Source organism: Gillisella taibaishanensis (genome assembly GCF_001938985.1).
GTDB lineage: Bacteria > Pseudomonadota > Alphaproteobacteria > Rhizobiales > Rhizobiaceae > Allorhizobium > Allorhizobium taibaishanense.
This window is the reverse complement of sequence record NZ_MKIN01000017.1, coordinates 62,166-74,568: the sequence shown is the minus strand read 5'-3', so window position 1 is coordinate 74,568 and position 12,403 is coordinate 62,166. Positions and strand designations below refer to the sequence as shown.

Genomic DNA, 12,403 nt, shown 5'->3' with positions numbered 1-12,403 from the left:
GTGTCACGATCAATCTCGCTCGGCGGATTTCGCCCAGAGATTGATGTCGGCTTCCTTGGCGTAGACATTGATCTCGGCCAGTTCCCCCTCGGTAAAGTCAGGCTTGTCCAGCGCGGCAACGCAGTCCTCGATCTGCGACACGCGGCTGGCGCCGATCAGGGCCGATGTGACGCGGCCGCCGCGCAGCACCCAGGAAATCGCCATCTGTGCCAGCGTCTGGCCGCGCTTTTCAGCGATACCGTTCAGCTTGCGGATGTTGTCGATGATCTCCGGGCGGATAAAGTCACGCTTCAGGAAGTGGTCCTGAGCGGCGCGGCTGTCCTCGGGAATGCCGGAGAGGTATTTGGTGGTCAGCATGCCCTGGGCGAGCGGCGAGAACACGATGGAGCCCATGCCGACATCGTCGAGCGTATCGAGCAGCTTGTCGTCCTCGACCCAGCGGTTGAGCATCGAATAGCTCGGCTGATGGATCAGAAGCGGCGTGCCGAGGCCCTTCATGATTTCTACGGCTTCGCGGGTGCGCTGCGAATTGTAGGAGGAAATCCCGACGTAGAGTGCCCGGCCGGAGCGGACGATGTGGTCGAGTGCGCCGCAGGTCTCTTCAAGAGGCGTATCGGGATCGAAACGATGCGAATAGAAGATATCGACATAGTCGAGGCCCATCCGCTTCAGGCTTTGATCGCAGGAGGCAATTAGATATTTGCGGCTGCCCCATTCACCATACGGGCCGGGCCACATATTATAGCCAGCCTTGGACGATATGATCAGCTCGTCGCGCAGCCCGTGAAAATCTGTCTTCAGGATTTCGCCGAAGGCCAGTTCCGCAGCACCCGGCAATGGACCATAGTTGTTGGCGAGGTCGAAATGGGTGATGCCGAGATCGAACGCGCGGCGGCACATATCGCGCTTTAGCTGATGCGGCGTCACATCGCCGAAATTGTGCCAGAGGCCGAGCGAAATCGCCGGCAGTTTCAGGCCGCTTTTGCCGCAGCGATTATAAGTCATCCGCTCATAGCGGTTTTCAGCCGGTTGCCAACTCATGGACATGCTCCTTGGAATGGGAGACGGCAAACCGCCGTCCCCGGGGGTCTCTTCCCAGATCGTCGTGCCTCGCCGGTGGTTCAAACCGTCGCGCCAAAGGCGACCGTTTCTGACCGCTACCGAAGCAGGGCACGTGCCTCTTCTATCCCAAGTGCAGCGGGTTGGGTACAGGTGGTGGACAGCGAGATGAATTCGCCGGTCTCACCTGATTTCAGGATTGCGGTCATCACGTCGACGCCGTGTAGTACCCGATCGAGCGAGCAACGGGCATCGCGCCCTTCCAAAATCGCCTGTGCCATGTCGGCCAGGCCCGCCGTGCGATAGTTGGCCCGCGGTCCCTGCGCGCTTTCCTGGTTGTTGATGCCGAACGGATGATCCCAGCCCTCAAGCGCATTGATCTCCTTGTTACGACCGGTCGCCTCGACGACGCCACCGAAGAAATTCGGATCCGGCACGAATAGCGAGCCCTCGGTGCCGTAAAGCTCCATATTGGCATGGCGGTGGCACCAGACATCCCAGCTGGCAGAGAGCGTGATCGTCGCGCCGTTCACGAATTCCAGCAGTGCGTGGATATTGGTGGGCGTCTTCACCGGAATGACCTCACCATTGCGCGGCTCGCTGGTGATGGTGCGGGTCTCGCTTGCCATCGTGGTCAGCGCTGCTACCCGCTTCACCGGCCCGATCAGGTTGATCAGGTTGGCGATGTAGTAGGGGCCGAGATCGAGGATCGGGCCGCCGCCCGGCAGGAAGAAGAAATCCGGGTTCGGGTGCCACATTTCCATGCCGGGGCTCATCACATGGCAGGTGCCTGACGTGATGCGCCCAATGCCGCCCTCATCGATATATTTGCGAGCCAGTTGGTGCGCGCCGCCAAGGAACGTGTCGGGCGCACAGCCGACAGACAGCCCCTTTTCGCGAGCGATCCGCCTCAGATCCTCGCCCTCGTCCAGGCTCAGAACCAGTGGCTTTTCCGAATAGACATGCTTGCCCGCCTCAAGAATCTGCTTGGAGACGGTGTAATGCACCGCCGGAATGGTGAGATTGACCACCACATCGATCTCTGGATTGGCGAGCAGTTCCTCGACCGTCTGGGCCGTCACGCCGAATTCCTCGGCGCGCAGTTCAGCGGCATTCATGTTGATATCGGCGCAGGCGACGATCTTGATGCCTTTGAACAGCGGCGCCAGCGTGAAATAGGCCGAAGAGATATTACCGCATCCGATAATGCCGACTGAAAGTTCGCGTGTCATATGAGATTATCCTGACAAGTCTTTGAATCAAAATGAATGGAAGGACGCGGCCGAGCGAGTGATGAGCCGATCTATATCACTAGGATTGTCATGCTCCACCACGTAATACTGGACATTGTAGCGTTCCAAAGCGGCGACCAGCCCCTTCCAGTCGACGGTGCCGTGCCCGACATCGGCCCAGCCATCCTCGTCCTTGTTTTCGCCGACAGGCGCGATGTCCTTGACGTGGACGGCGGTAATGCGCTTGCCGTAGCTTTCCACCCAGGCCAGCGGATCGGCTTTGCCGCGCACCACCCAGGCCAAGTCCGCTTCCCAGGTCAGGCTCGGGCCACCGGCGAAGATCTGCTCCTGCGGCGTCGAGCCATCAGGCAATGTGGCAAATTCGAAATCATGATTGTGCCAACCGAACAGCAGACCGGCATCGACGAAGGGCTTGCCGGCATTTTCCAGCCGCTGCCCGAAGGCGAACCAACCGGCGGCATCGCTAGGACGCTGATCCGGCAGCAGATAGGGGCAGTAGATCGCCTTGACGCCGAGGGTTCTGGCGATGCTCAGCGCCTTCTGCGGATCGCTTTCCAGGAGATCCAGTCCAAAATGTCCCGTTGGCATGGTCAGGTCATTGGCGTCGAGATCATCGCGCAGCGCCTTCAGCGCCGCGTCGTCAGCGCTGGCATACATGGCGCCATAACCCTCGACATGGGTATAGCCCGCTGCCTTCAGTTTCGGAAAAATCAGCGAGAACGGTTGAAAATTGCGGGCGCTGTAAAGCTGGAAGCCGAGATCGGTCATGGTCATTTCCTCCTGAATGAATGGGCCGCGCCTCCCATGACGCGGGTCGAACGAATTACTGGATGGCCTGGCAGGAATAGAGATCGTAAAGGGTGAACTGCGGCACCTCGCCAGCGGCCAGTGCCTGCGTCGGCGTGAAGGTCACTCGCCGGCTTTCGCCGGCGGCAAGATCGAAAGCATTGTCGCTGTAGCGGCCATCCGTGCGGCTCTCGATCATCACGAAGAGCGCAAGACCGGTGGCGCTGACCGTCAGTTCGACAGAGCCATCGGCCTGCGGCACGGTCTGAAGGCTCAGGCCTGAGGCTAAGAGATCGAGGGTCTTATAAGCCCCGCCGGCCATGAAATGCCCCTCGCCCTCCATACCGTTGGACGCCTTGAAGTGCCATGCAATCAATGTGTTCTGTGGTATGTCTGACAAATCGATGGAAGTGAGGATTTCAGCCCGATCGGCGGAGCAGTCGCCGCGCGCAGTGGTCAGCAACTGGCGCTCGCCGGCCACTGTCAGCGCAAACACCTCAAGCTCAAGACCGACGCTGTCCGCGGTATCGTTGACCATCGAGAATTGCAGGCTCGCACCAGCCTCGTCGGGAATGGCGGCAATGGCGACCGGCTGGAAGAAGCGCTTGACCATGTAATGCATGGCCTTCCAGCGCCCGCCATAGTCGAGGCTCGCCCAGGAGGCGACCGGCCACGTATCGTTGAGCTGCCAATAGAGCGTCCCCATGCAGTGGGGCTTCAACGAGCGCCAATATTCCACGGCCGTCTTGATCGCCAGGCCCTGCTGGATCTGGCTGAGATAGACGAAATTGGCGAAGTCCTTGGGAAAGCGGAAATAGCGGAACATGGTGCCGGCAATCCGCTCATTGCCGCCGGCATTCTTCTGGTGCAGTTCGATAACCGGCGAAGCGATGTTGAAATCCTTCGCCTCGGCGAAGCTCTCGATCACAGGCAGCGACGTATAGGACTGGAAGCCGAATTCCGAGCAGAAGCGCGGCTTGACCTTGCGGTAGTCGTCAAAGCTTTTATTCTCGTGCCAGACCGACCAGTAATGCATGTCGCCAGAGCCATCGGCATGCCAGGCATCGCCGTAATCGAGATAGCCGGACGCCGGGCTGGACGGCCACCAGATGCCTTGAGGAAAGGCGCGCTTGACGCCCTGCTCGATCACCCGGTTCAGACGGTCATAGGCGACCAGATAGCGATCGCGGTTGTTGCGGCTTTCCTCGAACCAGGTGAGCGCACCCACCAATTCGTTATCACCGCACCAGAGCGCAATGGACGGATGCGATTGCAGGCGGCGGACCTGATAATCCACCTCGGCCGCAACATTCTCCAGAAAGTCCTCGGTGCAGGGATAGAGATTGCAGGAGAACATGAAGTCCTGCCAGACCATCAGACCCAGCCGGTCGCAGAGATCATAGAACCAGTCGGCCTCGTAAAAGCCGCCGCCCCAGACGCGGATCATATTCATATGCGCGTCGGCAGCCGATTGCAGCAAATCCTCGGTCTTTGCCGGAGACGACTTGGAAAACAGAGCGTCGGCAGGAATCCAGTTGGCGCCCCGGCAGAAGATTTCCCTTCCATTGACCTTCAGCGCAAATCGGCTTCCGGCTTCATCGGCATCGGTTATAAGTTCGACGGTCCGCAGCCCGATCTGCTTTTCCAGCCTTTCGCCGGGCACCTCGACGGTGAGCGGATACAGCGCCTGCTCGCCGCTGCCAGCAGGCCACCACAGCTTCGGCTGCTCAACCTCAAAGACATGGGTGATCACCGTTTCGCCGGCAGCAATGCCGCAATCCAACCGTACCCGCTCGCCGTCCAGTTGGAGATGGACCGGGACGACGGACGGCGTTTTGGCAAACAACGTCACCTTCACCGTCAACTCCACCCGGCCGCCGGCCTGGTGCAACTGGCTGGTTTCGACCTGCTCGATCCGGGCCGGGTCAAGCTTTCTCAGCGCCAGCGTGCCATAGACCCCAAGTGGCGCGATGGCGATATTCCAGTCCCAGCCGAAATGACATTGCGGCTTGCGCAGCATATTGCCGTGTGGGATCGGCGAATTGCCGGGATGATAGGGCACATAAAAGGGTTGGCGCACTTGGCGCTCGGCCCCCGCCGCAATGCTGGAATGGATGACGATGCGAATGGTATTTTCGCCCGGCTGAAGCGCGTCGGTCACGTCAGGCCGGTAGCGCCGGAAGCAATTGTCGGCAGACAGAACCGGCACGTCATTGATGAAGACCACCGCCACCGTATCGAGATTGTCGATATCGAGATACCAATCGGCCCCGCCGGGATCAAGCGCAAAGTGTCGGACCAGAACCCAATCCTGATGCGCGACCCATTGCACCGCCTCTTCGTTACGGCCGAAATAGGGATCGGGAATGATATCAGCCGCGTGGAGCGCGCTGTGCACGTCGCCGGGCAGGTTGATGGAGCAGGCATGCTCATCGCCCGTTGTCGAAAGCTGCCAGGCGCCTGAGAGGTCATGAATATCGGTCATCGGTCAACTCAACAATGCGGGCGGCATACCGCCCTCTGCAAACAGGCCTGCTCAAAAGCTTGCAGCTCTCGCGCGAGCGGAGGGATCAGAGACGCATCTCCGTTTCGGCATCGAACAGCGAGGCCACGGACATGTCGAAGGCGAGCCGCACCTGGCTGCCCGGCGCGTAGCGCCGCGTGCCGGCAATACGCACCGACAGAACCTGACCCGCCAGCTTCAGCCAAAGCAGATTGTCAGCGCCCATCGGCTCCTCGATATCGACCACGGCGGCATGCGCCTCCTCTCCAGGTCCGATATCGCCATCGACAGCAATATGTTCCGGGCGTGCGCCAAGCACTACCTTGCGGCCTGCCGTCAGTACGGTATCGGCCTGATATCCGGTCAGACCGAAATCGACGCCACCAGAGGTAAACACCACCGATCCGCCCTTTTCCTTCAGTTCACCCTTGAAGAAATTCATCGATGGCGAGCCGATGAAGCCAGCCACGAACAGATTACGAGGCCTGTTATAGATCGTCATGGGATCGTCCAGCTGCTGGATGACGCCGCTTTTCATGATGGCGATCCGGTCAGCCAGCGTCAGCGCTTCGATCTGATCATGGGTGACGTAGATCATCGTGTTCTTCAGCGACTGATGCAGCCGCTTGATTTCGACGCGCAACTCGGCGCGCAATTTGGCATCGAGATTGGACAGCGGCTCGTCGAACAGGAAGACATCGACATCGCGCACCAGCGCCCGGCCGATGGCGACGCGCTGGCGCTGGCCACCGGAAAGCTCCGCCGGCTTGCGCTTCAACAGCGGGCCGATCTGCAGGATCTCGGCGGCGCGCGCCACACGCTTGTCGATCTCGGCTTTCGGCATTTTCGCCACCTGCAGGCCGAAGGACAGGTTTTTTTCGACCGTCATCTGCGGATAGAGCGCGTAGGATTGGAACACCATGCCGATGCCGCGGTCCTTCGGCTCTTCCCAGGTGACGTTCTTGTCCTTGATGAAGATCTGTCCTTCGGACACGTCAAGCAGCCCGGCAATGCAGTTCAGCAGCGTAGACTTGCCGCAACCGGAAGAGCCAAGCAGCACGAGAAACTCACCATCGGCAATATCGAGGTTGAGATCCTTCAGCACGGTCACCGCGCCGAAGCTGAGGGAAAGATCGCGTATGGAGACACTTGTATTCATAAGCATTATCCCTTCACGGCGCCGGCGGCGATGCCGCGTACGAACAGGCGTCCGGAGATGAAATAGATGATCAGGGGAACGGCGCCGGTCAGGATCGTGGCGGCCATGTTGACGTTATACTCCTTCACGCCCTGCACCGAATTGACGATATTGTTGAGCTGCACCGTCATCGGGTAATATTCCGGGCGGGTGAAGACGACGCCGAACAGGAAGTCGTTCCAGATACCGGTGACCTGCAGGATCATCGCCACGACAAAGATCGGCAGCGACATCGGCAGCATGATCCGCAGATAGATCTGCCAGAACCCTGCCCCGTCGATGCGAGCCGCCTTGAACAATTCCTCCGGCAGCGAGGCGAAGTAATTGCGAAACAGCAGGGTCAGGATCGGCATGCCGAAGATGGTGTGGACGACAATCAGCCCGGTCAGGGTGCCGTAAATGCCGATTTCTCTCAGCACGATGACGATCGGATAGATCATCACCTGGTATGGAATGAAGGCGCCGATGACGAGGATGGAGAAGAACAGTTCCGACCCCTTGAACCGCCAGTTGGCCAGCGCATAACCGCTGACGGAGGCAATCGCGATCGACACCACGACCGATGGCACCATGATGCGCACCGAATTCCAGAAGCCGCGCGACAGGCCATCGCAGTTCAGGCCGGTGCATGCCTGGCTCCAGGCTTTCACCCATGGCTCGAACGTGATTTCCATCGGTGGGGCAAAGATATTGCCCATACGGATCTCGGGCATGCCCTTCAGGGATGTCACGACCATCACGTAAAGCGGCAGCAGATAATAGGCCGCAGCAACGAACAGGATGCCGTAGAGCATGATGTTGCGGCGCGACAGGACAGGCTTGGGCTTGCGGCCCGCAGGTCCCTCGCCGAGCCGCGAGGCGATAGGTTGCACGGCAGCGGCCGGCACGTTGAGAGCGGAATGGTCAGCCACGCTTGCGCCCTCCAAATTCCAGATAAGCCCAGGGAACGATGATGATCGCGACAGTGACCAGCATCATGGTCGAGGCGGCAAAGCCCTGCCCCAGGTTCTGCGCCTGGAACATGTAGTCGTAGACATATTTGGCAGGCACTTCCGAGGCTATGCCGGGGCCGCCGCTGGTCTGGGCGACCACGAGGTCGTAGACCTTGACGATGCCGCTGGCGATGATGACAAGCGTGGTGATGAACACCGGCCGCATCATGGGAATGACGATCATCAGATAGGTCTTCCAGGTCGGGATGCCGTCAACGCGGGCAGCCTTCCAGATATCTTCGTCGATGCCGCGCAGACCGGCGAGCATCATGCACATGACCAGGCCCGTGCCCTGCCAGAGACCGGCAATCAGAATGCCGTAGATAACCAGTTGCGGATTGTAGAGCGGGTCGAAATTGAAGGTGGTAAAGCCCAGCGACCGGATAACGGACTGAATGCCGAGTTCAGGATTGAGTACCCATTGCCAGACCAGACCGGTGACGATGAAGGACAGGGCAAAGGGATAGAGAAAGATCGTGCGGAACAGGTTTTCGAAACGGATTTTCTGGTCCATCAGCGCGGCCAGCAGAAAGCCGATCACCAGGCTGAAGATCAAAGAGAGCACGCCGTAAATCGCAAGATTTTCGATCGAAATGATCCAGCGGGCCGAGCCCCAGAGCCTGTCATATTGGTCGAGCCCGACGAATTTCAGCCGCGGCAGCAATTTCGAATTGGTAAAGGAATAAACGACCGTCCAGACACTGCCGCCCAGGAAGACAACGAGGGCAACCAGGATCATCGGAATGGAAGCAATCTTCGCATTGAGATTGCGCAACCACCGGGTGGGTCTTTTGCTTTGGCCTTTTTGATTTTGGCCCGTCTTTTGTTGGGCTATCGCCGTCATGATCTGTCTCCCCTCAAACTGAAACAGCATTCGGAAACGGGCGTCTCACACACGGCGCCAATGGCTGCCGTGTTGGCAATCTCCGGTTACAGCCGATGCGCTGGCGTCATCACGCCCCACATCGGCCGCAACCGGGCTTGCTCAGAAGACGCGGATCAGTCTGCGTCAGCCATGATGTCGGCAAAGCGCTTCTGGGCGTCAGCAGCGCTGATCGACGGATTTGCAAAGAATTGGGAGAATAGATCCTCCTTCTGCTTTTGCGTATCGGCCGACAAGAGCTGGTCGGTGCTTTGCAGCACGTTACCCTTGCCGAGGATCGCCAGGCCCTTCTTCATGCAGTCATTGGCGGACGCGAGATCAACATCGCCGCGGATCGGCAGCGAGCCTTTCTTCAGATTGAACGCAACCTGGGTCTTCGGATCGACAATGGTTTCAGCCAGTACGTCCTGAGCCTTTGATTTTGCGTCATCTTTCAGCTTCGGGAAGTAGAAGGCGTCGCCACCGGCGGTCAGATATTCGTTGAGACCCAAACCAGGCAAACATGAATAGTCCTTGCCGGCCACTTGGCCCGCCAGCTGGAATTCGCCCTGAGCCCAGTCACCCATAACTTGGCCAGCAGCCTTGCCTGTTATCACCATATTGGTGGCCTGGTTCCAATCCTGGACATTGGTGCCCTTGGCTAGCTTGCGGGCATCGTCGACAGCCTGGAAGATCTTGGTCATCTCAGGACCGGAGATCGTTTTGGCGTCCTTGTCCTTGAAAACCTTCATGTAAAGGTCTTTGCCGCCGAGCGAGATGATCAGCGTATCGACCAGACCCGTGGTCTGCCATGGCTGACCGCCGACGGCGAGCGGCTGGATACCGGCCTTCTGCAATGCCGGGCCGGCGGCGACAAATTCGTTCCAGTTCTTCGGCATTGCGACGCCGGCCTTCTTGAAGGCGGCATCCGACAGCCAGAGCCATTGCCAACTGTGGATGTTAACAGGCGCGCAATAGATCTTGCCGTCGATCGTGCAGCTGTCGAGCAGACTTGCCGGCTTGATCACGTCTTTCCAGTGGCCCTTGGTGGCCACGTCGGTCAGATCGCGCATCAAGCCGGCCTCCACCAACTCCTGCGCCTGCCGTCCATGGTTGAACTGGGTTGCCCCCATAGGATCGCCGCCGGTGATGCGGCTGATCATGATCGGTCGGGCGGTGCCGCCAGAACCGGCGATGGCGCCGTCGACCCAATGGTTGCCTGTTGCGTCAAAAGCTTTGGCAAGCTCGGCGACGGCCGCAGCCTCTCCCCCCGATGTCCACCAATGCGTTACTTCCAAGTCGGTCGCGCTCGCCATGCCGATCGGCAAGGCTACGGTGGCTGCCAATGCAGCCGCGATGCACCGAATTATCATTGAGTCTCCTCCCTCACTGAAACGTTGCCGGAAAAACCTAAGTCAAGTTTTTGAGGTACGCAACCGGAAATTAGAAATTTTTATCCGAATTATTTTCGATCATTGGCAGCATCTAACATGCACGGGAATAAATTCCTCTTTAAGCCACTTCCTTCGCGATGCAACAGATTAAATTGACTGATTTATCGACATAATTAGATTTCCGTTCGCTTATATCTCGCATTTGCAAATAACCGGCCATATCCGCCGACACCTCTATTGATTGCATTTTATCGAAAAAAACTGGTCGAACTGCTCTCGACATTTCTACTGTATCGTTTCAGAATTTCCGCTTTCCTTCGCCGGTGAGGCGTAAATCGAGACCTTGCGGTAACGCGCTGTTGGAGTGTAGGAAAATGGCTTTGCTGGCGGGTAGTTCATGGACGATGACAGACGACCGGGCCTGACGGCTTCAGGACAGATAGGCGGGGGCGAGCGTCCGACGCTGAAGACAATTGCCTTCCTGACCGGGCTCGGCATCACAACCGTATCGCGTGCCTTGAAGGATGCGCCCGATATCGGCGCCGAAACCAAGGAGCGGGTGCGCATGGTGGCGCGGCAGTTGGGCTACCAGCCCAACAGAGCCGGCGTGCGGCTGCGCACGGGAAAGACCAATGTCATTGCACTGGTGCTGAGCATCGATGAAGAAATCATGGGCTTCAGTAGCCAGCTGGTTTTCGGCATATCGGAAGTCCTGTCCGGCACGCCCTACCACATCGTCGTAACGCCGCATTCCCACAGCAAGGATCCGATGCAGCCGGTGCGCTACATTCTCGACACCGGCTCGGCCGATGGCGTCATCATATCGCGCACGGAGCCTGATGATCCGCGCATCAAGCTTTTGACCGAGCGGGGCATGCCTTTTGCCGCCCATGGCCGCACAGCCTCAGGCCTCGTCCATCCATTCCACGATTTCGACAACGAGGCTTTTGCCCGCCAGGCAGTCGAACGCCTCGCTGCCCGAGGCCGCAGTCGCATCGCTCTTCTGCCGCCGCCCGACAAGCTGACCTACTATCGCCATACCCGCGACGGCTTCCTCGCCGGCATCGGCAAGGCTGGCGCTACAGAGGTGCCGATGCCGATCGATATCGATGCCCCTCTCGAGCAGATCCGCAATGCAGTTGAAGCCGTGATGCGGTCCAACAATCCGCCAGATGGCATCGTCTGCTCGTCCAGCAGCGCTGCAATTGCCGTCAATGCCGGCATAGATGCTGCTCACAAAAAGCTCGGGCAGGATGTGGACTTGGTCTCAAAACAGTCCGTCCAGATCCTGAAATGGATCCGCCCCGAAATCATCGGGGCGCATGAAGATGTGCTGCTGGCAGGCCGCGAACTCGCCAAAGCTGTCATCGCCAGTATCGACGGCATCGAGCCGCATCTGCTGCAAAGCGTCAGCCAGCCGGTGTGGGAATAGCGTTTAAAACGGAATGGCTAAGCCATCTTGGGCAACCACCAACGGCCCGCTCCAGACCGACGCAAGGGCCTGCCGCCAGTCCGCCTCTGTAAAGGCGGGGTCATCGGCCGGAATGAGATGGTTCAGCACCAGCTTTTTAACCCGTGCCTGCGTCGCCAGCCGTCCCGCATCTGCCGCCAGCGTGTGCGAGGCGTAGAGATGCTCCCGCAGCCGTGCGCCATTGCCGGTGCGCCGAATGATGCTTTCAACACCCTCAGGCAGCATGGCCTCGTGCACGAGAAGATCGGCGCCGGCAGCGAAATCCGAGAGCGGCGGGAAATAGGCCGTATCCGAAGACAGGACGACTGTTTTGCCGGCTTGAACAAATTTGAGAGCAAAGCAATCTGTCACCGGAGGATGATCGACCCGCAGCGCCGAGACGATCATAGTACCCTCCTCCAGAACCGGGCCTTCGCCATATTCACGGACGATCACCAGACCGGCCAGATCCGGTCTCCCCTCATCTGCGATCCGGGTGCGGATGTCGAAGTCGAGCGAGACAAGGAAGTTATGCCAGAGAAGGGCTGTTCCTTCCGGTCCGTAGACGGTCACCGGCTTTGAAAGCCCCGTCGTCCAGGCGGTGTGCAGCAGCGGCCCGAGTTCCAGCACATGATCGGAATGGAGGTGAGTAATGAAGACCAGATCAAGGTCCTTCAGCGACAAGCCCGTTTCGACCAAGCCGCGCGTGACGCCGAGCCCGCAGTCGATAACAATGTGCCGACCGCCGAGTGTCAGCAGCATGGAGGTTGGATTGGGGCCGCCGGGACGGATAGCCGGCCCACCCTTGCTGCCGAGAATGACAAGACGATCGTCCATAAAACACACTTCTCAAAAAAGCCTCGCCACTGGATGCGGCGAGGCCAATGATATTTCTGATTTGCTGGC

At 59.0% G+C, this 12,403-nt stretch carries 10 protein-coding genes; 1 reads left to right on the top strand and 9 read right to left on the bottom strand.

Going from position 1 to position 12,403, the window contains the following annotated elements; translation table 11 throughout:
* Positions 1 to 9: 9 nt before the first annotated feature.
* The 8 genes from mgrA to BJF91_RS01915 form a co-directional block, all read right to left on the bottom strand.
* Complete coding sequence (mgrA, locus tag BJF91_RS01950; protein WP_075612807.1) at positions 10 to 1,041, bottom strand: L-glyceraldehyde 3-phosphate reductase; 1,032 nt, start codon at positions 1,039 to 1,041, stop codon at positions 10 to 12.
* 116 nt (positions 1,042 to 1,157) lie between these two features.
* A complete protein-coding gene (locus BJF91_RS01945) occupies positions 1,158 to 2,291 on the bottom strand; it encodes a Gfo/Idh/MocA family protein (protein ID WP_075612806.1) in 1,134 nt (377 codons plus the stop codon).
* Positions 2,292 to 2,318: 27 nt separating this feature from the next.
* On the bottom strand, positions 2,319 to 3,080 hold the full coding sequence (locus BJF91_RS01940) for a sugar phosphate isomerase/epimerase family protein (RefSeq protein ID WP_075612872.1): 762 nt from the start codon (positions 3,078 to 3,080) through the stop codon (positions 2,319 to 2,321).
* Between the two features lie 55 nt (positions 3,081 to 3,135).
* Entirely contained in the window at positions 3,136 to 5,583 is a 2,448-nt protein-coding gene (locus BJF91_RS01935; protein ID WP_075612805.1) for a beta-mannosidase, read from the bottom strand.
* Between the two features lie 85 nt (positions 5,584 to 5,668).
* Complete coding sequence (locus tag BJF91_RS01930) at positions 5,669 to 6,760, bottom strand: ABC transporter ATP-binding protein (RefSeq protein ID WP_075612871.1); 1,092 nt, start codon at positions 6,758 to 6,760, stop codon at positions 5,669 to 5,671.
* Between the two features lie 5 nt (positions 6,761 to 6,765).
* Positions 6,766 to 7,710 (bottom strand): carbohydrate ABC transporter permease, encoded by a 945-nt coding sequence (locus tag BJF91_RS01925; protein ID WP_075612804.1) that lies wholly within the window; start codon positions 7,708 to 7,710, stop codon positions 6,766 to 6,768.
* The gene (locus tag BJF91_RS01920; protein ID WP_075612870.1) at positions 7,703 to 8,635 is read right to left on the bottom strand and encodes a carbohydrate ABC transporter permease; all 933 of its coding nucleotides are present in this window, start codon (positions 8,633 to 8,635) and stop codon (positions 7,703 to 7,705) included. The genes BJF91_RS01925 and BJF91_RS01920 overlap by 8 nt, the downstream gene beginning before the upstream one ends.
* Before the next feature lie 155 nt (positions 8,636 to 8,790).
* Entirely contained in the window at positions 8,791 to 10,026 is a 1,236-nt protein-coding gene (locus BJF91_RS01915; RefSeq protein ID WP_075612803.1) for an ABC transporter substrate-binding protein, read from the bottom strand.
* A 418-nt stretch (positions 10,027 to 10,444) separates the two neighbouring features.
* Here BJF91_RS01915 and BJF91_RS01910 point away from each other — a divergent pair, with 418 nt between their 5' ends.
* Entirely contained in the window at positions 10,445 to 11,479 is a 1,035-nt protein-coding gene (locus BJF91_RS01910) for a LacI family transcriptional regulator (protein WP_075612802.1), read from the top strand.
* 3 nt (positions 11,480 to 11,482) lie between these two features.
* On the opposite strand, the gene BJF91_RS01905 is transcribed toward BJF91_RS01910, so the two are convergent.
* The gene (locus BJF91_RS01905) at positions 11,483 to 12,334 is read right to left on the bottom strand and encodes an MBL fold metallo-hydrolase (RefSeq protein ID WP_075612801.1); all 852 of its coding nucleotides are present in this window, start codon (positions 12,332 to 12,334) and stop codon (positions 11,483 to 11,485) included.
* Positions 12,335 to 12,403 lie beyond the last annotated feature (69 nt).

Coding starts and splice junctions, on each gene's coding strand:
- BJF91_RS01945 (WP_075612806.1), bottom strand. CDS start 2,291: ATGACACGCGAACTTTCAGTCGGCATTATCGGATGCGGTAATATCTCT.
- BJF91_RS01910 (WP_075612802.1), top strand. CDS start 10,445: ATGGACGATGACAGACGACCGGGCCTGACGGCTTCAGGACAGATAGGC.
- BJF91_RS01930 (WP_075612871.1), bottom strand. CDS start 6,760: ATGAATACAAGTGTCTCCATACGCGATCTTTCCCTCAGCTTCGGCGCG.
- BJF91_RS01915 (WP_075612803.1), bottom strand. CDS start 10,026: ATGATAATTCGGTGCATCGCGGCTGCATTGGCAGCCACCGTAGCCTTG.
- BJF91_RS01940 (WP_075612872.1), bottom strand. CDS start 3,080: ATGACCGATCTCGGCTTCCAGCTTTACAGCGCCCGCAATTTTCAACCG.
- BJF91_RS01920 (WP_075612870.1), bottom strand. CDS start 8,635: ATGACGGCGATAGCCCAACAAAAGACGGGCCAAAATCAAAAAGGCCAA.
- BJF91_RS01935 (WP_075612805.1), bottom strand. CDS start 5,583: ATGACCGATATTCATGACCTCTCAGGCGCCTGGCAGCTTTCGACAACG.
- mgrA (WP_075612807.1), bottom strand. CDS start 1,041: ATGAGTTGGCAACCGGCTGAAAACCGCTATGAGCGGATGACTTATAAT.
- BJF91_RS01905 (WP_075612801.1), bottom strand. CDS start 12,334: ATGGACGATCGTCTTGTCATTCTCGGCAGCAAGGGTGGGCCGGCTATC.